The 26,197-nt window shown below is 71.1% G+C and carries 23 protein-coding genes; 14 read left to right on the top strand and 9 right to left on the bottom strand.

Annotated features, from left to right (window positions below; genetic code table 11):
- The first annotated feature begins 323 nt into the window (after nt 1–323).
- From VLJ82_RS18635 to VLJ82_RS18600, 8 genes are all read left to right on the top strand, one after another.
- Complete coding sequence (locus VLJ82_RS18635; protein WP_408664862.1) at nt 324–1,496, top strand: AAA family ATPase; 1,173 nt, start codon at nt 324–326, stop codon at nt 1,494–1,496.
- Nucleotides 1,477–1,824: a competence type IV pilus major pilin ComGC gene (locus tag VLJ82_RS18630; RefSeq protein WP_408664861.1), complete on the top strand. Its 348-nt coding sequence runs from the start codon at nt 1,477–1,479 to the stop codon at nt 1,822–1,824. Before VLJ82_RS18635 ends, VLJ82_RS18630 begins: the two co-directional genes overlap by 20 nt.
- A gap of 122 nt (nt 1,825–1,946) precedes the next feature.
- Nucleotides 1,947–3,041, top strand: a complete 1,095-nt coding sequence (locus VLJ82_RS18625) for a type IV pilus twitching motility protein PilT (RefSeq protein WP_408664860.1) — start codon at nt 1,947–1,949, stop codon at nt 3,039–3,041.
- Complete coding sequence (locus VLJ82_RS18620) at nt 3,038–4,831, top strand: GspE/PulE family protein (protein ID WP_408664859.1); 1,794 nt, start codon at nt 3,038–3,040, stop codon at nt 4,829–4,831. Before VLJ82_RS18625 ends, VLJ82_RS18620 begins: the two co-directional genes overlap by 4 nt.
- A 4-nt stretch (nt 4,832–4,835) precedes the next feature.
- On the top strand, nt 4,836–6,041 hold the full coding sequence (locus VLJ82_RS18615) for a type II secretion system F family protein (RefSeq protein ID WP_408664858.1): 1,206 nt from the start codon (nt 4,836–4,838) through the stop codon (nt 6,039–6,041).
- Between the two features lies 1 nt (nt 6,042).
- Nucleotides 6,043–6,510 carry a prepilin-type N-terminal cleavage/methylation domain-containing protein gene (locus VLJ82_RS18610; RefSeq protein ID WP_408664857.1) on the top strand — a complete coding sequence of 156 codons (468 nt, stop codon included), beginning with the start codon at nt 6,043–6,045 and terminating at the stop codon, nt 6,508–6,510.
- Nucleotides 6,511–6,533: 23 nt separating this feature from the next.
- Nucleotides 6,534–7,208: a prepilin-type N-terminal cleavage/methylation domain-containing protein gene (locus VLJ82_RS18605; protein ID WP_408664856.1), complete on the top strand. Its 675-nt coding sequence runs from the start codon at nt 6,534–6,536 to the stop codon at nt 7,206–7,208.
- Complete coding sequence (locus VLJ82_RS18600; RefSeq protein ID WP_408664855.1) at nt 7,205–9,358, top strand: hypothetical protein; 2,154 nt, start codon at nt 7,205–7,207, stop codon at nt 9,356–9,358. The genes VLJ82_RS18605 and VLJ82_RS18600 overlap by 4 nt, the downstream gene beginning before the upstream one ends.
- A gap of 41 nt (nt 9,359–9,399) precedes the next feature.
- Here VLJ82_RS18600 and VLJ82_RS18595 read toward each other — a convergent pair whose 3' ends face one another.
- Nucleotides 9,400–9,663, bottom strand: a complete 264-nt coding sequence (locus tag VLJ82_RS18595; protein WP_408664854.1) for a hypothetical protein — start codon at nt 9,661–9,663, stop codon at nt 9,400–9,402.
- Between the two features lie 48 nt (nt 9,664–9,711).
- Here VLJ82_RS18595 and VLJ82_RS18590 point away from each other — a divergent pair, with 48 nt between their 5' ends.
- On the top strand, nt 9,712–10,644 hold the full coding sequence (locus VLJ82_RS18590) for an FAD-dependent oxidoreductase (protein WP_408664853.1): 933 nt from the start codon (nt 9,712–9,714) through the stop codon (nt 10,642–10,644).
- 297 nt (nt 10,645–10,941) lie between these two features.
- Complete coding sequence (locus VLJ82_RS18585; RefSeq protein ID WP_408664852.1) at nt 10,942–12,924, top strand: exo-alpha-sialidase; 1,983 nt, start codon at nt 10,942–10,944, stop codon at nt 12,922–12,924.
- Between the two features lie 86 nt (nt 12,925–13,010).
- Here the strand turns inward: VLJ82_RS18585 and VLJ82_RS18580 are convergent, their stop codons facing one another.
- On the bottom strand, nt 13,011–13,652 hold the full coding sequence (locus VLJ82_RS18580) for a hypothetical protein (protein WP_408664851.1): 642 nt from the start codon (nt 13,650–13,652) through the stop codon (nt 13,011–13,013).
- 112 nt (nt 13,653–13,764) lie between these two features.
- Nucleotides 13,765–17,205: a M36 family metallopeptidase gene (locus VLJ82_RS18575; RefSeq protein WP_408664850.1), complete on the bottom strand. Its 3,441-nt coding sequence runs from the start codon at nt 17,203–17,205 to the stop codon at nt 13,765–13,767.
- Nucleotides 17,206–17,408: 203 nt separating this feature from the next.
- Between VLJ82_RS18575 and VLJ82_RS18570 the strand changes: the two genes are divergently transcribed.
- A complete protein-coding gene (locus VLJ82_RS18570) occupies nt 17,409–18,068 on the top strand; it encodes a hypothetical protein (RefSeq protein WP_408664849.1) in 660 nt (219 codons plus the stop codon).
- Between the two features lie 24 nt (nt 18,069–18,092).
- On the opposite strand, the gene VLJ82_RS18565 is transcribed toward VLJ82_RS18570, so the two are convergent.
- On the bottom strand, nt 18,093–18,539 hold the full coding sequence (locus tag VLJ82_RS18565) for a hypothetical protein (protein ID WP_408664848.1): 447 nt from the start codon (nt 18,537–18,539) through the stop codon (nt 18,093–18,095).
- Nucleotides 18,540–18,661: 122 nt separating this feature from the next.
- Nucleotides 18,662–19,153: a pyridoxamine 5'-phosphate oxidase family protein gene (locus VLJ82_RS18560; protein ID WP_408664847.1), complete on the bottom strand. Its 492-nt coding sequence runs from the start codon at nt 19,151–19,153 to the stop codon at nt 18,662–18,664.
- A 59-nt stretch (nt 19,154–19,212) separates the two neighbouring features.
- Here VLJ82_RS18560 and macS point away from each other — a divergent pair, with 59 nt between their 5' ends.
- On the top strand, nt 19,213–20,409 hold the full coding sequence (gene macS / locus VLJ82_RS18555; protein ID WP_408664846.1) for a MacS family sensor histidine kinase: 1,197 nt from the start codon (nt 19,213–19,215) through the stop codon (nt 20,407–20,409).
- Nucleotides 20,410–20,435: 26 nt separating this feature from the next.
- Nucleotides 20,436–21,059: a response regulator gene (locus tag VLJ82_RS18550; protein WP_408664880.1), complete on the top strand. Its 624-nt coding sequence runs from the start codon at nt 20,436–20,438 to the stop codon at nt 21,057–21,059.
- 25 nt (nt 21,060–21,084) lie between these two features.
- Here the strand turns inward: VLJ82_RS18550 and VLJ82_RS18545 are convergent, their stop codons facing one another.
- Together VLJ82_RS18545 and VLJ82_RS18540 are read right to left on the bottom strand one after the other, a co-directional pair.
- The gene (locus VLJ82_RS18545; protein ID WP_408664845.1) at nt 21,085–22,053 is read right to left on the bottom strand and encodes a hypothetical protein; all 969 of its coding nucleotides are present in this window, start codon (nt 22,051–22,053) and stop codon (nt 21,085–21,087) included.
- A gap of 114 nt (nt 22,054–22,167) precedes the next feature.
- Nucleotides 22,168–23,733: a phenylacetate--CoA ligase family protein gene (locus VLJ82_RS18540; RefSeq protein ID WP_408664844.1), complete on the bottom strand. Its 1,566-nt coding sequence runs from the start codon at nt 23,731–23,733 to the stop codon at nt 22,168–22,170.
- 124 nt (nt 23,734–23,857) lie between these two features.
- On the opposite strand from VLJ82_RS18540, the gene VLJ82_RS18535 reads away from it, so the two are divergent.
- The gene (locus VLJ82_RS18535; protein ID WP_408664843.1) at nt 23,858–24,490 is read left to right on the top strand and encodes a maleylpyruvate isomerase family mycothiol-dependent enzyme; all 633 of its coding nucleotides are present in this window, start codon (nt 23,858–23,860) and stop codon (nt 24,488–24,490) included.
- Nucleotides 24,491–24,496: 6 nt separating this feature from the next.
- Here the strand turns inward: VLJ82_RS18535 and VLJ82_RS18530 are convergent, their stop codons facing one another.
- Together VLJ82_RS18530 and VLJ82_RS18525 are read right to left on the bottom strand one after the other, a co-directional pair.
- Nucleotides 24,497–25,138, bottom strand: coding sequence for a class I SAM-dependent methyltransferase (locus tag VLJ82_RS18530; protein ID WP_408664842.1), 642 nt, complete (start codon nt 25,136–25,138; stop codon nt 24,497–24,499).
- A 30-nt stretch (nt 25,139–25,168) separates the two neighbouring features.
- Entirely contained in the window at nt 25,169–26,140 is a 972-nt protein-coding gene (locus VLJ82_RS18525; RefSeq protein WP_408664841.1) for an alpha/beta fold hydrolase, read from the bottom strand.
- Nucleotides 26,141–26,197: the final 57 nt, after the last annotated feature.

The raw sequence follows: 26,197 nt of genomic DNA, 5'->3' as shown, positions 1-26,197 counted from the left end.
GGGTTGCCGGGTCCGGCCCGGCCATGGTCCGTTCCGCCGTGCTGGTTTCCATCATCCCCCCGTTAAAGCCCTACGTGGACTTAACGTCCGACAATATATAAGCACACTCCGGCCTTATGTTGCCCTAAAGATCTGCTCAAGACTGCCGGGTATCTCATCCGTTATGCCCGGTACTGATTACCCCGTGCAGCACTGTGGATACTGCCCGCGCGCAGTTGTCCCCCAACCGGCTGACACAAGGTCTGTCCGATCACCCGTTACGACTGCAGCCAGCCTTCCGTCACGCTCACTTCACAGCGGACACGAGCTGGAAGGAAGCCGGGTTGACGATCATCTGCGAGCCCGACGCCTGGGCTGCCCAGGTGTTGGCTGCCGCCATCGGCGCCGACGCCCGGACCGTCCCGGTGCTGGGCAAGGTGCCGGAGCTGCTGGTCACCGTCACCGGCCGGTGCCCGGTGGTGATCGGTGCCTCGGTCGACATCGAGGAAGCCCTGCGCTTCACCGCCCGGCTCGCCGGCGAGCACCCGGACGCCCGGGTGGTCCTGGTCCGCCGGCAGCCGTCCGACGCCGAGACGGTCCGCGCCACCGCGGCCGGGGTGCATGCCGTGGTCGACGTCCGCGCCCACGACCGGATCGCGCAGGCCTGTGCCAGCGCCGCCCAGCCCGACCCGCAGGGCCAGATCCTGACGGTGTTCGCCGCCAAGGCCGGCTACGGCAAGACCACCCTGGCGACCAACCTGGCCGTCGCGCTGCGCGACAACGGCGCCCGCCGGGTGTGCCTGCTCGACCTCGACCTGGAATGCGGCGACGTCGCCTCGGTGCTGGACATGTCCACCACCCGGACCCTCGCCCAGCTGATCGGCCCCGGCACGGTCGGCGAGCTGGTGGCCAGCGGCGAGCTGGTCACCCGCTCCGAGCGGACCGGCCTGGACTGCATCCTGGCGCCGGTGGCGCCCGGTGACGCCGAGCGGATCCGGCCGGGCCGGATCGGCCAGCTGCTGCGGGCCCTGGTCAACCGCTACGACGCCGTCGTGGTCGACCTGCCCGCGCGCTTCTCGCCCACGGTGCTGACCGTGCTGGACAGCGCGCACCACCACATCCTGGTGGCCACGCCCGAGCGCCCGGCCCTCAAAAGCCTGCGCCAGACGCTGGACATCCTCGACCTGCTGGGCTACTCCCGCGCCGCCCGTTCGGTGCTGTTCAACCGCTCCGACTCCTCCGCCGCGATCACCGCGGGGGAGGTGGCGGCCGTGGTGCGCGGGCCGATCGCCGCGCACGTGCCGTCCAGCCGGGACGTCCCGGCGTCGATCAACCAGGGCGTGCCGCTGATGGCAGCCCGACCCGAACATCCGGTCAGCGTGGCGATCCAACGCTTCGCCGAACGCTACGCACCGGTTCTGCCGGCGTCAGGAGACGCCCGGGCAGTTCAAGACCGCGACAGCCGCCTTGGCTGCTCGCCACACCAAGGGGGAAAGAATGCTGGAACAACTGCGTAAGGCACGTCGGGAGGAGAGCGGCTTCACGCTCATCGAGCTCCTGATCGTGATCGTCATCCTCGGCGTGCTCGCCGGCATCGTGATCTTCGCCGTCGGCGGCATCACCGACCGCGGCAACGCCTCGGCGTGCAAGTCCGACGTCAAGACCGTCGAGGTCGCCTCGGAGGCCTACCGCGCCAAGAACGGCACCTACGCCGCCGACATGCCTGCCCTGGTGACGGCCAACCTGCTCCGCGAGGTGCACGTCGCCGGCGCCAACGGCTACACCATCACCTACGACAACACCAACGGCAACGTGGGCGCCACCGGCGTGACCGGCTGCCCCTGATCCACCAGCTGGGGAGGGCCGCCCTTTCCGGCGGCCCTCCCCAGCCACCGTCCACCAGCAGCACCGGACGGCCCAGCCGTCCGCATGTCGTTTCTGTTTCTTGTTTATGGAAAGGCTTTCTCATGCACGGTCACACCATCGGCAGCCGCATCGACGGGCTGCTCGAGGGGCTGTGGCGCGCCGGCGGCACCGACCTGCTGCTGACCGCCGGGCTGGCTCCGCAATACCGGGTGCACGGCGACCTGGTGCCCGTGCCCGGGGCGGCCAAGCTCAGCGGCACCGACACCGAGGCGCTGCTGGGCGAGGTGCTCAGCCCCGCCCAGTTCAGCGCGTTCGCCGGCCTGCACGAGTACGACTTCTCCTTCAGTTGGCGCAACCAGGCCCGCATCCGTGGCAACACCTTCAGCCAGCGGGGCGAGATCACCTTGGCGCTGCGCATGATCCCGCGCCAGATCCCGACCATGCAGCAACTGGGACTGCCCCCGGTGCTGGAGCATTTCACCCGCCAGCACCAGGGCCTGGTGCTGGTCACCGGGCCCACCGGGTCGGGCAAGTCCACCACGCTGGCCTCGATGATCGACCAGATCAACACCCACCGGGCCTGCCACATCCTCACCATCGAGGACCCGATCGAGTACGTGCACGAGCACAAGCGCTCGGCGGTCAGCCAGCGCGAGGTCGGCTCGGACACCGGCTCCTTCCCCGACGCGCTGCGGGCCGCACTGCGCGAGGACCCGGACGTGGTGCTGGTCGGTGAGATGCGCGACCTCGAGTCGATCCAGTTCGCGCTCACCATCGCCGAGACCGGCCACCTGGTCTTCGCCACCCTGCACACCAACGACACCGCGCAGGCACTGTCGCGGATCGTCGACGTCTTTCCCGGCGACCAGCAGGCCCAGATCCGGGTGCAGCTGGCCGCCGCGCTCACCGGCATCGTCTACCAGCGGCTGCTGCCCCGCACCGGCGGCGGCATGATCGCCGCCTACGAGGTGCTGGTGGCCACCCCGCCGGTCCGGGCCCTGATCAAGGAGGGCAAGACCCACCAGCTGCGCAACACCGTGATCACCGGCCAGCGGGACGGCATGGTCACCTTCGAGCAGTCGCTGTCGATGCTGCTGCAGGGCAACCTGATCAGCTACGAGGACGCTGCCGCGCGCAGCCTGCACCCCAAGGACATCGTGCTGGCGCCCCGCCCGGCCGTGGGGGTGACGGCATGAAACTGCGTGGGCGGCACGCTGCTGACAATGCCGAGGAGAACAAGCCGGAGCTGGCGCCGGCGCCGGCCACCGCCCGGCAGCCGGCCGACTTCGAGGTCCGCCAGGGCGGCCGCCGGCTGGGTGAGCTGATCGTCGACGCCCGGCTGGCGACCCACGCCGAGGTGGTGGCGGCGCTGGAGGAGGTCAGCCAGGGCGCCACCAAACGGCTGGGCCGGCTGCTGCTCGACCGCGGGGTGATCACCGAGCGCGACCTGACCCGGATGATCGCCGAGCAGAGCGCGGTGACCGCGGTCGACCTGCGCAGCGTGACTCCGGAACCGGAGGTCGCCGGCCTGATCACCGCCGAGAGCGCCCGCGCCCTGCTGGCCCTGCCGCTGTCGGCGCAGGAGGACGGCAGCGTGCTGGTCGCGGTGGTCGACCCGAACGAGACCACTATCACCAGCCTGCGCGGGCTGCTGGGCCGCGACGTGCGGATCACGGTGGCCGGCCAGTCCGACCTGCTGCGGGCCATCGACAACACCTACCGGGCGATCACCGAGGTCAGCTCGCAGGTCAAGCTGTTCGAGGCCCGCGACGGCCTGCGCCGCGACACCGTCCGGATGGACGCCGCCGCCAGCGACGAGGCGCCGGTCGTGCGGGTGGTGCAGATGATGATCGCCCAGGGGGTGCGCGACCGGGCCTCCGACATCCACATCGAGCCGCAGAACGACCGGGTCCGGGTGCGCTACCGCATCGACGGCGCGCTGCACGACGTGCTGGACCTGCCGGGCTCGATGGGGCCGGCCATCGTCAGCCGGGTGAAGATCCTCGGCGGGATGAACATCGTCGAGCGCCGGCGCGCCCAGGACGGCCAGATCAGCACCGAGATCGAGGGCCGGCCCGTCGACATCCGGGTCTCCACCACCGCGGTGGTGGGCGGGGAGAAGGTCGTGCTGCGGCTGCTGGACAAGAGCCGGCCGCTGTACAAGCTGGAGCAGCTGGGCATGCCGACCGCGATGGCCCAGCGCTACTCGACCACGCTGCGCGCGCCGTACGGCATGGTGATCTGCGCCGGCCCCACCGGCAGCGGCAAGACCACCACCCTGTACGGCTCGCTGGCCGAGATCAACAGCCCCGAGCGCAACATCATGACCATCGAGGACCCGGTGGAGTACACCTTCCCCTCGATCAACCAGATCCAGATCAACGACCAGGCCGGCATCACCTTCGCCGGCGGCCTCCGCTCGATCCTGCGCCAGGACCCGGACGTGATCCTGGTCGGCGAGGTGCGTGACGTCGAGACCGCCCGGATCGCCGTGCAGTCCGCGCTGACCGGCCACTTCGTGCTGTCCTCGCTGCACGCCACCGACTCGGTCTCGGCGCTGCATCGGCTGATCGACATGGGCATCGAGACGTTCCTGATCGCCTCCTCGGTCACCGCGGTGCTGTCCCAGCGGCTGGTCCGCCGGCTCTGCGTGTACTGCCGCGAGCCCTACCAGCCCAGTGCCGAGGAGCTGGCCTTCCTGCGCGCCATCGGGGGCGACGTCCCGGACGGCAATTTCCTGCACGGCGCCGGGTGCAACTTCTGCGCCCAGACCGGCTACCTGGAGCGGATCGGGGTCTATGAGATGTTGACGATGTCCGACGGCATCCGCGAGCTGGTGCTGGAGCGGGCCTCGCACGACGAGCTGCGCAAGCTGGCCCGCGCCGAGGGGATGAGCACCCTGCTCGAAGAGGCCGTCATCCTGGTGCAGCAGGGCGTCACCAACCTCGCCGAGATCATGCGATCCGTGTACGTGATGGGGGTCTGACTCAATGCCCAACTTCAGCTACACGGCCACCATGCCGTCGGGCAAGCCGGCCCGCGGCACCGAGAAGGCATCCAGCCGGGAGGCCGCCGAGCTCGCCCTGTACGAGCGGGACCTGCGCGACATCCGGGTCGAGCCCAGGAAGAGCCTGCTCAAGACCGAGATCACCGCGCCGCGGGTCAAGCGCGACGAGCTGATGCACCTGTCGCGCCAGCTCGGCGCCTTCATCAGGGCCGGCCTGCCGCTGATCGACGCCGTGCACACCATCGGGATGGAGTCGGCGAACAGCTCGGTGCGCAAGATGATGGCCGAGGTCGAGCAGTCGCTGCGCGACGGCGAGCGGCTCTCGACCTGCCTGGATCGCCATCCCAAGATCTTCCCGGCGTTCTACCGGGGCATCCTGCGCTCGGCGGAGCTGACCGGGCACCTGGACACGGTGCTGGAGCAGCTGGCCACCTACCTCGAGCGCGACATCGAGGCCCGCCGCAAGGTCAAGTCCGCGATGATCTACCCGTCGATGATCGCCGGCATGTCGGTCTTCACGATCGCGGTGCTGGCCGGGTTCGTGCTGCCCCGGTTCAAGGTGTTCTTCAAGAGCCTGCACGCCAAGCTGCCGCTGCCGACCCGGATGCTGCTGGCGGTCACCGACTTCCTGACCGCGTACTGGTGGGTGATCCTGGCGGTGCTGGCCGCGCTGGCGCTGATCGGCTGGCTGGCGTTGCGGACCGAGGGCGGCCGGTATGCCCGGGACCGGTTCGTGCTGGGGGTGCCGGTGCTCGGCAGCACCGTCCAGTACGCGTTGGTGGAGCGGTTCAGCCGGATCCTGTCCTCGATGGTGAGCGCCGGCGTCACCCTTCCCGAGGCGCTGCGGGTGGCCAGCGAGTCGCTGCACAACCTGGTCTTCGAGCGCGCGCTGTCCCAGGTCACCGAGTCGATGCTCGAAGGCGGCGGGCTGGCCGGGCCGCTGGCCCGCACCGGGCTGTTCCCCAGCACCGCCTCGCTGATGATGCAGGTGGGCGAGCAGACCGGCACCCTGGACACCCAGCTGGAGGCGACCGCCCACTACTACGAGGGCGAGCTGGACTACAAGATCAAGAAGCTGACCAGCCTGTTCGAACCGGCGATCATCCTGGTGATGGGCGGCCTGGTCGGGTTCGTGGCCATCGCGCTGGTCTCGGCGATGTACGGGATCTTCAACCAGGTCAAGGTCTGAGATGACTCCAGAGGCCGGTGCTGAGGCGGCGTCGGATCGCGAGCGCGGCGAGTCGCTGCTGGAGCTGCTGATCGCGCTCAGCATCATGTCGATCGCGGTGGTGGCGGTGATCGGTGGCCTGGTCGCCAGCATCGTCGCCTCCGACATCCACCGCAAGCAGTCCACGGCCGGCGCCGCGGTGCGCGACTATGCCGAGACCGTCGAGAAATACGTCGCCGGCGCCGGCTACACCGCGTGCGCGGCCCCGTCGGCCTACGCGCCCGGCACGGTGGGCTTCAGCGCCCCGTCCGGCTTCACCGCGAGCGCGGTCACGGTGCAGTACTGGTCGGGCACCGCCTGGACCGCCGGCCCGTGCACCGAGCTGGGGCTGCAGCGGCTCACCGTCCAGGTGGCCAGCTCCGACACCCGGGCCACCGAGCAGGTGGTGCTGGTGCTGCGCAAGCCGTGCGGGCAGGGCTCGTCATGCTGAGTCTCCCTCTGCCCGGCAAAGACATGTCCGGCAAAGACCTGCCCGACAGGGACGACCGCGGCTTCACGCTGGTCGAGCTGCTGGTCGTCATCGTGATCATCGGGATCATCGCCGTGCCGCTCGGCAACGTGGTCATCAGCTGGCTGCACAACGCCGACGCGACCACCGGCCGGCTCAGCGAGTCGCATGACGCCCAGATCAGCGCCGCCTACTGGTCCGCCGACGTCGCCAGCATCGGGGTGCGCAGCACCACCTACTCCACCGACCCGTCCGCGCCCTATCCGCTGACCCAGTCCGTCGAGCAGAACGCACCGGCCACCGGCGGGCTGTTCCCGTGCGGCACCGGGGCGACTCCGAACGCGGTGATCCGGTTCGGCTGGAACGACTACTCCAGCGGGGCGTCGGCGCCGCCGACCCTGATACGGGTCGCCTACGTGGTCGTCACCGCTTCCGGCCAGCAGCAGCTGCACCGGCTGGCCTGCTCGGGCTCGGCGACGGTGGTCAGCGACACCGTGCTGGTGCACAACCTGGTGTCGGCGTCGGCCTCCTGCGCGTCGGCGTCCGGCCCCACGGCCTGCACCGGGAGCGGCGCTTCGACACCGCTGGTGGTCAACCTGACCCTAGCGGTGCACGACCCGCAGAGCACCGACGCACCCGACTACCAGATCGCCCTGACCGGCCAACGGAGGCAGTCATGATCCCGGCTATCCGGCGCCGGCTCGACCCGGCCGACGACACCGGCGCCACCCTGATCCTGGCGCTGATCGTGATCACCGTGGTGGCACTGGTGGTCGGGGTGATGCTGTCCTTCTCCGACACCAGCGTCCGGGTCACCGTCGCGGTGCGCAGCCAGGCCGCCTCCACCTACGCCAGCGACGGCGCCGCGCAGGCGGCCATCACCGCGCTGCGCCGCTCGCCGTTCAACAACAACCCGTCGAGCACGACCTACCCGAAGTGCTTCGGGGTCGGCGCCACCGCCGACACCCTGTCGCTGAACAACTTCTATCCCGGCACCACCGGCAGCGCGGCGGCCTCGGCGGCGGTGAAGTGCACGCCAGACCCGGACAGCGGCGCGGCCGGCGGCCTGGTGCTGATCAACCACGACAACAAGCCTGGCAACGCGATCCTGACGCTGGGCACCAATCCCGGCGAGGACGGGCTGAACGTCAAGCCGCTGAGCAGCACCATCCCGTTCGTGGTGCACGGCGGGGTGGTCTCGGACTCCAACATCCGGGTGGTCAACGGCACCCTGCAGACCAACACCTACGCCTACGCGCACACCGGCTGCTCCGGCACCATCGTCAGCGCCCCGCCGGTCAACTGCGCGGCCGGCACGGTGGCCGACCCGGACTACGCCTCCGAGGCCGGCAGTGTGCCGACCTACCGGGCGGTGCCGGCGGCCACCGCCGCGAACTGCCCCGGCAAGCTGGTGACCTTCCAGCCCGGCTACTACGACGACGCCCAGGCGCTGAGCGCGCTGATGAACGGCGTCGGCAGCAACCCGTGCAAGGGCAGCGTCTGGTGGTTCACGCCGGGCATCTACTACTTCGACTTCCACAACTCGTCCAACCCGCTGCTGGGCGGCAGCGACGTCTGGACTGTCGGCGATGGCCAACTGGTTGCCGGCACCCCGGTGAACAGCGCCGGCACGGTGATCAGCAAGCCGGCCGTGCCGGCCACGGTGCCCGGCGCCTGCCAGAACCCGATCAAGGACGACGCCGCGGTCGGGGTGCAGTTCCTCTTCGGCGGCGACAGCCAGCTGCAGCTGTCCGGCACCGCCGATGCCGAGATCTGCGCCAGCTACCACACCGACCGGCCGCCGGTCGCGGTGTACGGGGTGAAGTCGGGCTCGGAGAGCCCGGTCGCCGGTGCGGTCACCAAGCTCAGCTCGGTGCCCTCCAGCGACGCCAACTTCGGTGCCAGTGCCTCGGTGGCCAACCTGGTCGACACCGACGCGCTGTCGGCGTCCTGGACCAGGACCGGCACCGCTACCAATCTCCAGACCGGCACCTTCACCGTCGACGGGTTCGCCCCGGCCTCGACCGTGCCGGCGGGTTCGGTGCTGAACTCGGCCACCCTGACCGTGAAGTACCAGAACACCGCGGGCGACTCGGCCGATGCCCGCACCGTGCAGCTGACCCCGCGCAGCGCGGCCGGGGTCGCCGGCACGCCGATCAACCTGACCCTGCCGGCCACCTCCGGTACGGCCATCCAGACCGCCACCGTCGACCTGTTCGGTGGCGGCACCAGCGCGCTGGCCACCGCTTTCCACAACCTGGGCTACTCCGGGGCCAAGGCGGTCTACACGGTAGGAAACAAGCACGCCGGCATCGAGAAGGTGGACACCGTCCAGCTCACCTTCGGCTACACCCCGCCGGCGTTCCGCTCCGAGGACAGCACCATTCCCGGCGGCAACTGCCTGACCAGTACCTATACCGGTGGTTCGGCGGGGCAATGTGCGGTGCTGTCCACGCCCACCAGCTACAAGGGCCGCTTCTACATCCAGGGCACCACCTACGTGCCCAAGGCGGTCATCGACCTGACCCTGAACAACATCACCGCCCAGGTGCTGCGCTTCGGGGTGGTCTCCCGGTCGCTGTGGGTCAAGGAGACCGGCTCGATCACCTACAGCGGGCCGGTGATCGAGATCCCCGACGACTCACCCGGCTTCGGCCCGGGCGGCACGGTGGTCTACCTGGACGTCTACCTCTGCCAGCAGGCAGCATCGTGCAGCACCTCGACCGGCGTGCTGTCGCTGCGCGCCAGGGTGCTGATCTACGACCCGAGCGGAACCCCCAGCCCACCGGCGCGCCAGATCACCATCCAGAGCTGGTCCGTCCAGCGCTGAACGGTGAGTAGCGGCCGGGGGACCCCCGGCCGCAAGCGCGGCTACGGGGCGCCGGTGGCCTCGACCGGCTCCAGCTTGAACATCGGCTGCGCACCCTCCGCCGGAGCGTCCCGGTAGGAGCCGAACTGCTTGTTGGCCTCGTCGTAGCGCAGGTGCTCGTCGTCGTCCGCGCTGTTGAACACGTGCTGGCCCTCATGGCCGGCGTCCAGGCAGCAGCTGTCCTCGAACTTGTCGAGCCACTGCCCCTCGTCGCCGACGATCTCGCGAACCTGGCTGATGTTTACGCCGCAGCGTCCCTCACTCATGGCGCGCATCCTAACCGCGGGCGGCGGCGCGCGTGGTGAGATGGCCAGATGCGGGTACGAGTCGTCGGCGCGGGGATCGTGGGGCTGACCAGCGCGCTGCGGCTGGCCGAGGCCGGCCACCGGGTCGAGGTGGTGGCGGCCGACCTGCTGGAGGCGACCACCTCCGCGGTCGCCGCGGCGCTCTGGTACCCCTACCGGGCCACTCCGACCGCCCAGGTGATCGGCTGGCTGCACGCCAGCTTCGCCGACCTGGCGGAGCTGGCGGCCGAGCCGGGCACCGGGGTGCGGTTGCTGGCGGGCCGGGAGCTGTTCGCCGAGCCCGCCGCCGACCCGTGGTGGCGCTCGACGGTTCCGGACCTGGCCCGGATTCCCGGCGACCGGCTGCCGGCCGGCTACCGCGACGGGTACCGCCTCACCGTGCCGGTGGTGGACATGGCGGTGCACCTGGCCTGGCTGTCCGACCGGTTGCGCGCGGGCGGGGGAGCGGTCGCCGCCGGCCGGCTGGCGGACCTGACGGCCGCCCTGGACGGGGTCGACGTCGCGGTGAACTGCACCGGCCTGGGGGCCCGGGAGCTGGCCGGGGACGCCACGCTGAGCCCGGTGCGCGGCCAGATCGTCGTGGTCGAGCAGTTCGGGCTGGCCGAGTGGCTGCTCGACCAGGCCGACCCGGTGCGGCTGACCTACCTGGTGCCGCGCGGCGACACGGTGATCCTCGGCGGCACCGCGGAGGAGGGCGACGCCGGCCTCGAGGTCCGGCCGGCGACCGCCGAGGCGATCCTGGCCCGGTGCGCGGCGCTGGTGCCGGCAGCGGCCGGTGCCCGGATCCTCGGCCACCGGGTCGGGCTGCGGCCGGCCCGGCCGGCGGTCCGGCTGGAGGCCGAGGGACCGGTGGTGCACTGCTACGGGCACGGCGGGGCCGGCGTGACCCTGGCCTACGGCTGCGCCCGCGAGGTGGTCCGGCAGGTCGGCCTGCTGGACTGAGGGCAGGGCCGGGGAGTGCAGCGGAAATTTGTCCTGGGCAACTCTTTACCTGGCTGCGATATCGAGAGTATGTTCGCCGCCGTCCCCGTTCAGCGTATGTGCTCAGGTATGCCTTGTTGGCACCCCGTTCAGCCCCGAGCGCCGTGTGCTGTGAGTGACACCTGACCCTGCGCCGAAAACCCGCCGGGCGCAGCCGCGTCCGGCTTCGCTTGCCGGGCGCAGAGTGGCGTCCGGTGCCTGGAGGTGCACGTGAAACGTTCACTTGGCTTTGCCGCCTCAGCGTCTGCATTGGCGCTCGTGGCGTTCTCGCTCTCGGCGGGAACCGGTAGCAGTCCCGCCGCTGCCACCGGGATCTCCTACAACCAGCTGAACAAGATCCAGAAGCGGCTGCTGTCCGGCGGCTCCGCCCTGGCTCTGCAGGCCAACAGCAGCTCCAACCCGAGTTCCTCCTCCTTCAACCCCACCTACACCCCGCGCGGCAACGGCGACAAGGGGTGCCAGGACATCCTGTCCTCCAACGTCAAGGTCAACGCCAACTGCCTCAACCTCACCGACGCCGACCTCAACGGTCGCGGCCAGGCCAACAACGAGACCTCCATCGCCTACGACCCGAACAACCCGCAGGTGATGGTGGCCTCGGCCAACGACTACCGCACCGGTGACGGCAACTGCTACACCTCCTACTCCGGCGACGGCGGCCGGAGTTGGCAGGACAGCACCCCGCCCACCAGCTTCACCCGCGGCGAGGAGGAGGACGTGGTGGACTTCGGCGCCGCACGGCAGTACTGGGGCGGCGGCGGTGACACCTCGGTGGCCTTCGACACCAAGGGCAACGCCTACCTCAGCTGCCAGCTGTTCAACCGCGGCGAGCCGACCAGCAACAACCCCGACATCTCCAGCGCGCTGGTGCTCTACCGCTCCACCCAGAACGGTGGCGCCTCCTGGAACTTCCCGGGCCGCTACGTCCGGGCCAGCGCCGACGTCGCCGCCAGCGGCATCTCGCCGTTCCTCGACAAGCAGCTGATGACGGTGGACAACCACGTGGGCAGCCCGTACCAGGACCGGGTGTACGTGTCCTGGACCGAGTTCGCCGCCGATGGTTCGGCCTTCATCTACGAGGCGTACTCGGCCGACTACGGCGAGCACTTCACGCCGCCGCACCTGGTCAGCACCACCAGCTCGCTGTGCGTGCAGACCTTCGGCGCCGGCACCGTGGCCACCACCGGTGAGAACTCCACCTGCAACGAGAACCAGTTCTCGCAGCCGTTCACCGGCCCGGACGGCACGCTCTACATCGTCTACGCCAACTTCAACAACTCGGTCAGCGCCGGCTTGCCGGAGGAGGGCGACGACGAGGGCGAGGGCGGCGACGAGGGCGAGGACGCCGCTGGCGCGGCGTTGAACGCCGCCGACCCGGCCGACAACCGCAACCAGATGCTGCTGTCGAAGTCGACCGACGGTGGCAACACCTTCTCGCCGCCGGTTAAGGTCAGCGACTACTACGACCTGCCCGACTGCGCGACCTACCAGGGTGGCAAGGACCCGGGCCGGGCCTGCGTGCCGGAGAAGGGCCCGAGCACGAACTCCTACTTCCGTGCGGTCAACTACCCGTCCGGTGCGGTCGACCCGACCAACCCGAGCAAGGTCGTGGTGACCTTCGGCTCCTACATCAACCGGCACTCGAATGAGTCCAACGGCTGCGTGCCGACCGGCTTCTCGCCGTTCGGGCTCAACCTGTACACCGGTGTGAAGGTGCCGGGTTCCTGCAACAACGACATCCTGGTCAGCGTCTCCAATGACAAGGGCAACACCTTCACCGGGACGACGGCCGACCCGCGGGTGCTGCAGGTGGCCACCACCGACCCGGGCCAGGCGACCACCGACCAGTGGTGGCAGTGGATCGACTTCACCAAGACCGGCAAGCTCGCCACCTCGTACTACGACCGGCAGTACGGCAACGACGAGACCACCGGGTTCTCCGACGTCAGCCTGTCGGGCAGCAACGACACCGTGAACTACGGGGTCAAGCGGGTCACGTCCTCGTCGATGCCGCCGCCCACCCAGTTCGACGGCGTGTTCTTTGGTGACTACACCGGCCTGGTGGCACCGTCGAACGCCAACCCGCTGTGGATGGACACCCGGACGCCGGAGCTGTTCCTGTGCCCCGGCACCGGAACGACCAGCAGCGCACCGCAGTTGTGCACCGCCAGCGCGTCGAACGCCGCGGTGGCCAACGACCAGGAGCTGCGGACCGCCAACGTGGCGGTGCCCAGCAGCTGATCGGAAGCTGATCGGCACCAGCTGATCGGATAGCAGGGCAGGGGCGCTGCCGGGACTTCCCGGCAGCGCCCCTCTGCCTGAGTGGCTTACCCGGGCCGCATCCGGTCGGCCACCGCGGACAGCGCGAGGCTGACCGCACCGCTGAGGAAGACCAGCCCGACCACGGCCTGGATCATCTCGACGGCCAGCAGTCCGGGAGGTTTCAGGCACGCGGTCAGCGGGCAGGGGTCCACGCCCTCGCCCAGGGTGGCCAGCGTGCTGAGGCTGCCGTGCACCGCATGCAATGCGTCCAACCGGCCCGGATAGCCCCGTGCCCCGGCAACCGCCGGGTAGCAGAGCCAGTACGCGACCGCGAAGCCGACCACGATGCCCACCGCGGTCAGCACCAGGACGGCGATGATCGGCCACCAGCCGCCGGGCTCCGGCGGCCCGCCACCGCCACCGTTCCCGCCACCGGGATCGCCCGGGTGCCGTCGCCATCTCCAGACGACCGCCGTGAGGAACGCAGCCCCCAGGGCGGTCAGGCCGGTCCACGTCCCGATGGCGAGCAGAGTGGCCGGCGCTCCGGTGGGCTCGAGGTTGAAGGCCACCAGGTAGAGGCTCAGCAGCAGGAGGTCAGCGGCGGCGATCACGAGCATGGCCACACCGGTGGACAGCCCAGAGCTCCCACCGGTCCGGTAGCGCGCCGGTGCCGCTGACTCGTGCGCCGGTTCGAACACAGCCGACATGCCGCGCAAGGTACTCCCGACCCAGCCTCGGCGACAGCGAGCGCGGTTGCGGACGGAACGGGGCGCTGCCGGGTAACCCCCGGCAGCGCCCCGTTCAGGTCCTGCGGCCGGCCTACTTCAGGGCGGAGGCGTAGGCCTGGAACTCGGCTGCCTTCACCGTCGGCGCCTGCGGCGTCAGCAGCGGGTTGGTGGTGGAAGAACCCGCGACGCAGTCGCTGTCGTTGAGCGGGTCGTTGTCCTGGTCACCCTGGTACTCCGGGGCGCCGGTGCACTGGTTGTTCAACACGATCAGCTTCAGGTGGGTCGCCGCCGTGTCCGGGATGTCGAACGTGCGCACCAGCAGGTCGGGTGCCAGCGGGCGCGGCTGGCCGGCCGGGAAGGCGTTCGCCGGACTGGTGTAGACAGTCTGGAAACCGGTCGGGCTGGTGCAGCCTAGGTTGGCCGCACTGGCCGTGCACGCCGCGATCGCGAACTGTCGCAACGCGGTGAACCGGCCGCCGGTCTGCTGGGTGAAGGCGCTGACCCGCACCGTCCGGACCGTCACCGGGCCGCTGGCGGTGTTGGCCAGGTGCACCACCACCGACGGCTTGCTGACGTTGACCGGGACTGCGGTGTCGTCGGTCCAGGTGGTCGCCTCGTCGTCGTCGATCAGCCCGGTCAGGTTGGTGCTGGTGGCGTCGCCGGTGACGGTGGCCCCGCTGGCCGAGGAGGCCAGGTTGGTGGGCAGGCCGACCGCGCGAGCGGTGGTCTTGGCCGCCGTCACCGTCTGGGTGAAGCTCTGGACGCCGAAGCCGGGCTTGACCACGGTGATGGTGTAGCTGCCGGGCTCAGCGGTGAAGCTGGCTACGCCATTGGCGTCCGAGGTGGCCACCGGGGTGACGCCGGCCGAGTACGGGCCCACATAGATCCGGGCGCCGGCGACCTTCGGTGCGCCCGCCTTGTCCTGCGCGCTCAGCGTGAACTTCACCGTGCCGGCCTGCGATCCGGTCAGCGCCACGAAGCTGGGCTGCGGGTCGGTGTCGTCGGTGCCGTTGGTGGTGGCGTTCTTGCCGAAGCCGCGCTTGGCGAACGCGGTCCACAGCGCTGCCTGGTTGGCGCCGCCGAAGCGCATCAGATCGGCGGCCAGGTAGCTGTCCCGGGCGTCGAGCATGCTGTCGGCCGACGGCTGCATCAGCCAGCCGTCGTAGACCAGCTGGATCCAGCGCCGGTTGCCCGGGCACTGGTCGGCCGGCAGCGTCCCCTGGGCGCAGCGCAGCTGCAGGGCGGCGTCGGACTCGGGGAAGGCGGCGTTGTACTTGGCGACCAGGGCCTGGCGGATGTCGTAGTTGACGGCATTCCAGACCTCGCCGTCGGCGTGCACCTCGGGACCGGTGATGTCGTAGCCGATGTCGCTGTAGTTCAGCGGGTTGGTGTTCAGGCCGTAGTTGCGGATCCCGCGCTGCTTGTTGCCGGTGACGTAGGGTCCTTCGGCCCAGGGGTTCTCACCGTTCTGCGGGGTGTAGCCGAACTCGTGCAGGTACTCCAACGCGTCCAGGTCGCCCCAGCTCTCACCCATCGAGCCCGCCTGGTGGCCGGACAGGCCGTCGTCCGGACCGGCGACCATCCGGTTGCTGATCAGGTGGGTGTACTCGTGGCCGAACACCGAGGCGTCGTAGTCGCCGTCGGAGCAGGCCGCGTAGAAGGAACCCGAGATCGGCTGGAACAGGTACTGGTTGGTGATCGGCGGAACACCGTCGTTGAGGGTGACCTGGTTGGCGTTGTCGCGGCCCTCGTAGGACGGCGCGCCGCCGCTGACGGCGCCGGCCTGGACGTTGCCGATCTCAGGGTCGCCCTGCGCGCCGCCGTTGCCGTAGTTGCTCAGCTGGGCGTTGTAGTTTCCCTCGGTGAAACCGAGGAAGTAGGCGAAGTCGTGGAACCGGTTGTGGCCTGAGAACAGGTTGGTCACCGCCGCGTCGATGTCGTTGCGAGCGGTTCCGGTCAGGCTGGTGGGGTTGCACTTGGAGGTGTTCCAGGTGTTGGTCCAGGGGAAGCTGTAGTTGCGGTCGGCGGCCAGCGGGCGCTGCCCGAGCGGGCCCGGGGTGAGCGGGGACAGCCACGACTCGGCGGTCACCGCGTTGTTGCCCGACGTGGTGAAGGTGGGCAGGTTGGTGTGCGGGTCGACGTCCCACGGTGCCCGGGATGCCAGGTTCTGCTCCTTGCGGTCGCAGCCGGTCTGGTTGGTGGTCTCCCAGCAGCCGGTCTTGCGGTTGTCGGTGGCGGAGTAGTCCAGCGGCGGGGCGTTGAAGAAGTACTTCCACTTCGGCGGGTAGGGCAGGCCGGCTCCCGCGGGATCGGCCGTGTCGGAGGACAGGAAGACACCCGATGCGGTGAGCGGGGCGACGAACGGCCCGGCCGGGGCGGGTGACGGGCAGACCTGCACGAAGTAGTCGCCGGCCGGCACCCCGCCGGCGGGGGCGTAGGTCAGTTCCTCCTGGCCGACGCCGGCATCGCTGCTGGAGGCGACGGTGATGCCGCCGAACACCAGCCGGACCACGATGTCGTTGGTCGGCACCGTCGAGGTGGCGGCCACCACGATCTGCTTGGTGGCGGCGTCGACCGTGCCGCCCGGTACCGCCGGCCCGCAGGCCGCTTCGGTGAAGGTGGCGCTGAACTGGTTGCTGGCCGCACTGTGCTGGACCCGGTTGTAGCGCATCAGGATGTCGCCGGTGACCGCGTCGACGAACACCGTGTAGGCCTGGGCAGCGCCGCCCTGGACGTCCAGCACGACGGTTTCCCAGGCCGGCCGGGCCTGGCCGGCGGGAGTCGGCACCGCGACCAGCCGGGCCCGCTGCTGCTGGGCGAAGCCGGGTGCGGAGAAGACGCTCCAGCCGTCGGAGACGGTCGGGACCGACAGGCCGGTGCCGGCCAGGCCGCGACCGACGTTGGCGGCGGCCTTGAGCCAGGCGGCGGTGGCCGACAGGGTGGCAGCCGGCGGTGCGGTCTGCGGCCCGGTCGCCGAGGAGGAGACGTAGACGACCTTGTCGCCGGTCACGCTGACGTCGATCAGGCCGTCCTGGGCGGCCGGCAGCGAGCCGTACTGCTGGCGGAACAGCACCGCGTGGCCGGCGCCACCGGCGGTTCGCTGGTCGTTGAGCAGGGGCAGCGCGTCGACCTCGGCCGGCGTCATCCGGAACAGCGACGCGTTGTCCTTCAGCCAGGCCCGGGCCACGGCGACCGCGTCGCCGGAGTAGCCGGTGCCGAGATAGCCGCCGTAGGAGATGAGGGAGCCAACCGTGCCGTACCGGGTGAACCGGGCCACGGCGCCCAGGGCTGAGACCCGGTCCTGCTGGGCGGCGGTCGGGGCGACCTGCCCGACCCGGGCGTCGAGGTCGGAGAAGCCGATCGGGATGCCGAGCAGCGACAGGCTGCTGCCGGCCGCGGCGGTCGGGGCCGCGGCCGGGGCGGCGGACGCCCCGCTGCCACTGGTCATGGCGACGGCGAGACCGGCGGCGAGCGCGCCGGCGCCGAGTCGGGCGGCGGCGCTGCGCCGCCTGGTGCGGACGTACTGGGTCATGGAGCCTCCACGGACGGGACCGATAGCGGTGCAGGCGGGGGAGCATTTCTCTTACTGAATACCTACCAACGTCAAGCTGGCGGAAAGGTGACGCGGAGAGACCGCGGTGGCACCGTGCGTCGCCACAGTTCGGGTGAAACCCGGCACGCGCCCGGTCGCCGGTGGCTATCCTGGTCCGATTCAGGACGCTGCCGGGAGTGGCCATGCCAAGCCTCGCCGCCGGTCTCGACCCGTTCGGGCTGACCTTGGACCACACGGTCGATATCGGCATGTTCCTCACCTTCGTCACCCTGGTCGCCGGCCTGGTCGGCTGGACCTTCAAGACCGTCAAGGAGTGGCGCCGCGATTCCCGCCGGGAGGCCGAGAGCGGCGCGCTGCGGCTGCTGCTGAAGATCCTGCGCGAGCGGCATGCCGGCGGCGGGGGACCGATCGCGCCGGCCGAGCTGCGTAGCGAGTTCGAACGGCCCGAACGCAGGGCCGAGCGCAAGGCGTACTGCGGGCGCGACTTCCGCTTCGCCGACGACGACGACTTCGAACGCGCGGTGTACCAGCTGCACTGGGAGTTCAAGCTCGACTTCACCGAGGGGGACAAGCTGCTGTTCCGCACCGTCGCCGACCCCTACGGCAGGCGGCAGTTCAGTACCGCGCTGGACCCGGTGCTGGTGGTCGCGTCGTTCTCCGAGGCGCTCAAGGACAGCACGGTGCAGCCCTACGACCTGGAACGGCTGGCCAGGCTCGCGGCGACGGCCGACCTGAAAACCACCCAGCGGCTGCTGGTCGACGCGACCGAGGCCGCCCGGGGCGATACCGGCACCGTCCGGCGGCTGCTCATCCTGGCCGACCTGCTCAGCCACGAGTACTGAGCCCGCGGGTCGGGCCCGCTGCGCCTAGAGCGGTTCGAGGGTGAAGCGACCGTCGGTGTCCTCGAAGTACACGATGACGGCCCAGTCCGACATGCTGATGACGCCGTGGCAGACCGTCACGATGCCCTGGCCGGCCTTCGGAGTCACGGGGCAGTCCATCCGGGAGACCTCGCCACCGTCCTGGGTGATCCGGTCGGTGACCGCCTCGGCCAGGGTGGCGCCGAGAACGCGACCGCCGTGCGGAGAGGCCGTCAGCTGTCCGGTGAGCGGTCCGGTGACCGAGTCCCCCTCGTCGGACGGCGCGTTCATGACCAGCAACCCGACTCCCACGATCAGGACGCCGAGCAGCGCGAGGCCGGACAGCACCAGGGCGGTGATGGCCAGGCCCCGGCCGCCGGTACGCGGAGCCGGCGGCGGGGGATACCACTGCGCTGCCGGGTGCGGTGGCGGCCCGTAGGTCGGGTGCTGCATAGCTGGGCGGCCCTTCGAGAGGCGACGTCGGTAGCGCCGGACTCTAGCTCTATCGGTCTGGCCCACGCCCGGTTGAGCCGGGTCGGTGACCGAACCGGAATCCGGCTGCCCCCGGGTGGGGATCAGTGCTTGCGGATCACCCGCTCCGGCCGGCCCGGCGTCCAGACGGTGACGTCCAGATGCCCGTCGACGATCTCGACGGCCGAGGCGCTGGTCAGGTCCGCCTCGTAGAAGTGGTCGAACTCAGCCCCGCGCAGGTCCAGGCCGATGTCGTCGAACAGGTCCTGGGCGAAGCGCTGGTGCAGGTCCCGGTCGGGATCGTGGCGGACCACGCCCCAGAGCTTGGCGTCGCCGTCGCCGACCTGGGTGTCGACGGTGGCGGTGTGCAGGCAGAACCGCGGATCCCGCGCCAGGTCGCGGAACTTGGTGGTGTCCGGCATGCCGATCAGCCACAGCCTGCTCTCGAAGATCCGCGGTTCCATCGGGCTGATCCGGGGCGAGCCGTCCGCGCGCAGGGTGGCCAGCATGCACAGCTTGCCGGTCGCCGCGTGCCGGCGGGTGAAGATCGCCGCGATCCGTGGCGCGCCCTCGGCGAAGTCGGCCCAGCTCACCATGGCCGGATAGTAGCTTCTGACGCGGAATGGCAGGCAGTGCTGGGCAGGCGGGAAACCGGATGACCGATCGGGGTTGGTGGCGGGTGCCGTGGCACCGGCTCCCGGGCGCGGTCGGGCCCGGTGTGGCGACGGGCGTGCTGCTGTCGCTGTGGCGGGCTGCCGCGGTGTTCCGGATCGCTGCCCTGGCGTTCTGCGGATACCTGATCCTCCGCTGGCGGGACCTGTACGCCGAACCGGCGGTGGCGTTCGGGGTGGGTGCGGCGATGGTGCTGGTGACCGGGGCGGTAGTGCTGGTGGCGTGGCCGGGTCGAGCGCACCGGCTCGGCTTCGTGCTGGCCGACACGATCGCCTGTGCGGGCCTGACGATCCTGACCCGGCTGGCCCAGCAGCCGAGCCAGTACCACGGCAGCATGCCGACCCTGACCTCGATCTGGGCGGCCGGTCCGGCGATCGAGGTCGGGCTGCTGCTCGGCGGTGCCGCCGGCGTGCTGGCCGGCCTCCTGCAGCTCGGGGCGAGCGTGCTGGTGCGTGAGGGCTACGACGGCCGGACGCTGGCCAACGGCGTGTTGCTCGTCCTGGTCGGCGGGGTCGTCGGTTACCTGGCGACGGCGGCGGTGCGGGCCGAGCAGGAGCGAGCGGAGGCGGCCGCCGAGCGTGCCCGGCTGGCCGAGCGCGATCGGCTGACCCGCTCCATCCACGACGGGGTGTTGCAGGTCCTCGGACTGGTCCATCGCCGCGGCGCCGCGGCGGGTGGCGAGTGGGCCGACCTGGCCCGGGAGGCCGCGGCTTCCGAAGCGGCGCTGCGAGCGCTGATCACCAGCCAGGCACTGGCGCCGACCCCGGCCGGGCAGCGCAATGTCGCCGCCGACCTCGTCACGCTGCGCTCGGCGCGGGTGACCGTCTCGGTGCCGGACGCGCCGGTGCTGCTGGCCGGGCAGGTGGCCGACGAGGTGCTGGCCGCGACCCGGGAGGCGGTGCGCAATGTCGAACGGCACGCGGGAGCCGGCGCCACGGCCTGGGTGTTCCTGGAGGATCTCGGCGACCAGGTCGCGGTGACGGTGCGCGACGACGGCGGCGGCCTGCGGCCGGGCCGGCTGGACGAGGCCGCCGCGGAGGGCCGTGTCGGGGTGGCCGAGTCCATCCGGGGACGCGTCGCCGAGCTCGGCGGCCGGGTCCGGATCAGCTCGGTACCCGGCGAGGGCACCGAGGTCGACATCGTCGTCCCGGCCGGCACGTCGAGGGGAGCCGCGCGGTGAGCGAGGAGGGGGCGGGGGCCCGGGTGATGGTCGTCGACGACCATCCGATCTGGCGCCGGGCGGTGGAGCGTGACCTGGTCGAGGCGGGCTTCGAGGTGGTTGCCTGCGTGGCCGACGGCGAGGCCGCGGTCCGGCTGGCCCCGGCGACCCGACCGGATGTGGTTTTGATGGACCTCCAGCTGCCGGGCATCACCGGTGTCGAGGCGACGGCTGAGCTGGTGCGGGCCGATCCGTCGATCCGGGTCCTGATGCTCTCCTCCTCCGGTGAGGACGCCGACGTGCTGGCCGCCGCCAAGGCCGGAGCGCGCGGCTACCTGGTCAAGTCGGCGGCCACCGAGGAACTCATCGAGGCGGTGCACCGGACGGCGGCCGGCCAGGCGGTGTTCTCGCCGGGCCTGGCTGCCCTCGTCCTCGGCGAGTTCCGGCGGCTGGCTGCAGGGCCGGCCGACGACCCGGCGCGGCTGACCGAGCGGGAGACCGAGGTGCTCAGGCTGGTGGCGAAGGGGCTGACCGCCAGGCAGGTCGCCGACCGGCTGGTGCTCTCGCACCGGACGGTGCAGAACCACGTGCAGAACACGCTGCGCAAGCTGCAGTTGCACAACAAGGTGCAGCTCACCCGGTGGGCCATCGAGCAGGGGATGGCCGAGTAGCGCTGGGCACCCGTTGGGTGTCGCCTCAGCCGCGGAGCACGTCGGCCAGCTGGAGCCGGTTGCTCTCGCCGGCGGGCTCGGTTGGCCGGCCGATCCGGAACAGCGCGACCGGGGTGCCGTGGCCGCCGGCCAGCGCGGCGACGTCCGGCCGGGTCTCGGGACGGTCGATGGCGATCGAGATCGGGTGGTAGCCGAACCGGTGGGCGCAGATCGTGGTCCAGGCCCGCAGCAGCCGGCGGCCTGCCGCCACCAGGTCGGCGGGGCTGTCGGAGTCCGCGCACAGCACGGCGACCGCCGGTGCCTCGCCGAGCAACCGGATGTCGCGCCCGCTGTAGGCGCGGGCCAGTGGCGCGGGCAGCCGGCCCAGCACGAACGCGGCCCGCAGTGCCAGCCATTCGTAGCCGGCAAGCCGGAGCTGCCGCCGGGTCATCCCGTCCGGCCGGTCGGCATCGGCCCGGATCCACGCCCTGAGGTCGCCGACGAAGCGCCGGTCGCGCCAGGACAGCACCGAGGCGCGCCGGACGATCCTGGCCACCTCGCCGGTCGGGACGAGCACGCACCGCAGGTCGCGCAGGGCGCTGGTCAGGGCGGCGGGGAGCGGTTCGTCGGTGTACCGGGACCGGTTCGTCGCCCGGTCGGCGACGCTGGCGGCCAGCGGGTCGGCGACCACGCCCGGCTGCAGCTCGACGTCGGCGACGTGCAGGTCGGTGCCGGTGCGTCGCAGCACCAGGCGCACCTCGGCAACCAGTCCCTCGCGGACGGCCGCGAGCACCAGGGTCTCGCAGAACGCGCCCATGCACAGGTAGGCGTCCCGGTCCTCGGGGTCGGCGGGCAGGTAGTTGTGGTGGTCGTAGTGCAGCTCGTACCGGCCGGGTCTGACGGAGATGCGCCAGGGCTGGGCGTTGTGGGCGCTCGGGGCCCGCAGTGCGGCGCTCAGCACCCGCCGGTGAGCGGCCGGCAGCGTCGCGGCCAGGGCGTGCCCGGCGGTCGTCATGTGCCCGGCGGTTGCTGTCTGTCCGGCGGTTGTCGTCGGGGCGGTAGCTGAAGTCATCGGAATCGCCTTTCTTCGCAAGGTCATTCGAGTGTGCGGTTCGTGGGCTGGTGCTGGTCAGTGCAGGACGTAGCGGCGCTTGATGCGGTGGGCGTTGGCCTGGAACACCCCGCTTCCCGGGGCGGCGAGCCGGATCTCGAAGGCCAGGGCGTGCGCGTTCTCCGTGGCGGCGGCCGCCCAGTCCCGGTTGTGGGCGACCAGCCAGCCGGCGATGCCGGCCCGGATCTGCTCCGCCGCCGCGGTGTGCCGCGCTTCGACATGGATCCGGGGCACGCTGGTGCCGTCTGCCGCGTCGGCCAGTTCCAGGCAGAAGGCGCCCAGCCCGAGTTCGGGATGCTCCTCGGCCAGCGCGCCGAGGGCCGCGTCCACGTCCTCGGGGTAGAGGTTGGCGCCCAGGTAGGACAGCGTGGAGTCCGCCCGCCCGGCCACGTAGAGGAACGGCAGCCGGGCGCCGCCGGGAGGCAGTTCCACGCCGTGGGCCCGGGCGATCGCCAGCGCGGTGCGGTAGGAAAGCGATCCGCCGGCGTCGTGGACGGCATAGCGGACCCGGGGCGAGAGCAGCCGCCGGGTGACGGTCACGACCAGCTCGCCGCCGATCGTCTCGACGGAATAGGTCGACGGGTCGTACTGGAAGACCATCGGCAACCGCCCGGTGTGGCCGAACAGCGCCTGGGCCAGGTCCGGGTTCGCGGCCGCTGCCTGCCGGAGGGCCACCGCCAGCTCCGTCTCGCCCGCCACGCCGATGTCCAGGTCGGACGCGCCGTAGGCGGACCGGACCCGGCAGAAGACCCGTTCGAGCCGGCTGCGCAGCACCTCGGTCATGCCCTCGCCGCCGACGAACCCCCACAGCTCGTAGCCGCGCAGGTCCTTCCCGCGCGCGGCCGCGGCGTCGAGGAGCGTGGCCAGGAACGGCGGGTAGCCGCACACGACGTAGCAGGCATCCGGGCCGATCAGCTCGATCGCGGCCAGCGCCTTGTCGGCGTCGGGTCCGCACGACTTGATCAGGCCGAGGCTCCGCAACGCGGCCGTCACCGACGAGCCGGTGGCCCAGGCTCCCATCGAGAAGCAGTTGAGCACCACGACCCGGTCGTGCGCGCGGCTGCGCAGCATCCCCCGCGCCTGGACGGCCAGGCCCCGTTCGATCTGGTCCAGTTCGGCACGCGAGCGAAGCCACTGGTAGGGACGGCCGGACGAGCCGGAGGATTCGTCGAGCTCGACACCGTTCTCCGGGAGCTGGCCGCCGCGGCACCGCTGGGCCAGCGGGTAGCGGTCGATGTAACTGCTCTTGTCCAGCACCGGCAGGGCATCGAGGTAGCCCGCCAGCCGGCCGGTTTCGAGAGCCGAGCGCCACGGGCTGGCGCTCTCGGTCGCCGACCGGTAGGCCGGCACGGTGCGCCGGGCATGCATCGCGGTGAGGACCGCGGCGACCGGGCCGGCCAGCTCGACCAGCGTGCCGCCGTGCCGGCCGAGGACGGCCAGCCCGGCCGGCCGCCGGCCGATGGTGGCCCGGGCGAGGCGGACCAGCGCGAGGGCCAGCAGGCCCCGGAGGAACTGCAGCAGGACGCGGACGGTGCCGGACAGGCGCACGGTCGCAACGGTGCTGCCGGAGAGGGTGAGATCCATGCCGACGAGCCTGGCCCTCGGGTGCCGCGGGCGGATCGCGACAACTACTCGACCGGGGATGAGTAGAAGAGCTCATCCGGCAGGGCGCCCGCGCCAGCCGCCGCCGGTGCCTAGGATCTCGGCCATGACGGCTGACCATGCCGAGCTGCTGCACCAGCTCGGACGATCGCACGCCCGGCTGGCCGAGACCCTGGCCGGCCTCACCGACTCCCAGGCTCGGCAACCGTCGAGGCTGCCCGGCTGGAGCCGCGGCCACGTCGCCACCCACCTGTGCCGCAACGCCGACGCGATCCGCCGGCTGGCGTTGGGGGTGCTGAGTAGGGAACCGGCCGAGATGTACCCGGGCGGTCCGGACGCGCGCAACGCCGCGATCGAGGAGGGCGCCGGCCGGCCGGCCTCCCTGCTGGCGGCCGACCACGACTTCGCCGGGTCGCGGGCGCTGGCGACTCTGCGGCTGCTTCCCGAGGACGCGCTCGACACTCCGGTCCGCTGGCGCAAGCCGGTGGCGGCCCGGGACCTGGTCACCCTGCGGTGGCGCGAGGTGGAGATCCACCACCTCGATCTCGACCTCGGTCACACCCCGGCGGACTGGCCGGCCGAGTTCGTCGCGGCCACCCTGACCACCGAGCTGCCTGCCTTGAAGGAGGCAGTGGGTGACGTCGCGGTGCCCGAGCTGCCCGACCACGAGGTGCTGGCCTGGCTGGTCGGCCGGCCGACCCGCCCCGACCTGCCGGAGATCCCGTCCTGGCCGTTCTGAGCTGGGCTACTTGACGACGATGGGAGCGACGATCGAGGAAGCGTCCCAGTACTTGGAGTCCTCGGACTGCTGTACCGGGCACACCTCGAAGGAGATGTTGCCGCGTTCGAAGCCGGCCTGCTCGAGCCGCTCGAGATGCGGCTCGCCGAGCGTGGTCGGCTCGGAGGAGAAGTAGGTCAGCACCCCGCCGGGCTTGAGAAGCCGGTACGCCTCTTCGAAGAAGAACATGTGCGTGCCGACCCATTCCTGGGCAGAGACCGGGAAGGTGTCGAAGAGGATGCCGTCGATCGAGGCGGCGGCGAGCAGCGGCGTGACGTCCTGCCAGTACCCGGTCAGCAGGTGCATCGAACCGGATGCCAGCGCCGTCCGATGTGCGCTCACGCACCGCGCTATCACGTCCGGATGGCACTCGATGACGAGGTGGAGGTCGACATTGCGGGCCTGCAGGGCGGACGCGGCGATCCCCATGCCGTAGCCCACCTCCAGCACGGTCCCGCCCCTGGACGTGGCGATCTCGGCCAGTCGCTCCATGTAGGGCCGTTCCCAGTCCGCCATCACGTGGTACTGGGAGATCTTCAGATTGTGCTCGTCGTAGCTGACCGGCAGGTTGCCCCACCGGTCCTTGGAGGTCTGCGCCAGCTCACTCATCGCGGAACCAGCTCGTCATGGGCGGGAATGCTAGCGGTAATCCTTTCCGGGCGCCGGGTTGTCCCTGGCCAGGATGGTGCGGACGGCCTCGATGAGCGTCGGCAGGTTCGACTCCGCCCACATCGTGTAGTGGTTGCCCGGCACGCTCACCCGTTCGAATCCTCCTTCGGCGTACGGAGCCCAGCCGAGCAGGTCGGCTCCCTCGGCCGCTTCCAGCATGACCAGCCTGCCGGGGAAGGGTTTGGCCTGGTAGCCGTACATGGCCCGCATGTTGGCGCGGAAGACGCGGTACCGGTTCTGGACGAAGCTGGCCGGTACGTCGGGTGCGATCAGCCCGGCGGTGGTGGCCAGCTTGATCATGCCGTCCAGCTCGGGCTCGGTGAGCACGTCAGCGGCGCTCTCCCAGGGGATCGCCGGCCGGCCCGCCATCGCGGCGAGCTCGTTGAGGAAGGCCAGCTGGACCTCGGGCTCGGGAGGCATCTCCCACGGTCCGGGATCGTGGCTGTCCACCATGATCAGGGTGGCCGGCGGCCGGCCGGCCTCGGTCAGCTGACGCGCCATCTCGAAGGCCACGTACCCGCCCATCGACCAGCCCAGCAGGTGGCATGACTCCGGCTGCTGCCGCAGCAGCTCCGCGCTGTACCGGCGGGCGAACTCGACCACGTCGGTGATGAGGTCGGCCCCGCCTTCCAGGCCGGGTGCCTCGAAGCCGTACACCGACCGCTCCGTCCGCAGTGCCCGGCTTAGGGCGTGGTAGGAGTACGGCGAACCCGAGACGGCGTGCGGGCAGTACAGCGGCGCGGCGCTGCCGCCCTCGCTGAGCAGGACCAGTGACGCCCCGGCCGGTTGCTGCTGAGCGGCCGGTGGGCCGGCCGGTGTCCCACCCGCTGCCGACGGCTGGCCGGCCGGGCCGCGAGCCGCCGCCTGGCTGGCCAGCCGGCGCAGCAGTTCCTGCTTGCGATCGGAGAGCTGTGCAACCCGTGCATCGAATTCTTCGGACATGCGATTCCCTCATCCGTGTCTGGATCGGCTACCCGTGCCTGAACCGGCGCGGCCCGG

It is taken from the genome of Jatrophihabitans sp., assembly GCF_035474675.1.
Classification (GTDB): Bacteria; Actinomycetota; Actinomycetes; order Mycobacteriales; family Jatrophihabitantaceae; genus Jatrophihabitans_A.
Note: the sequence above shows the minus strand (reverse complement) of the source record. Positions and strands in the feature narration are given on the sequence as shown.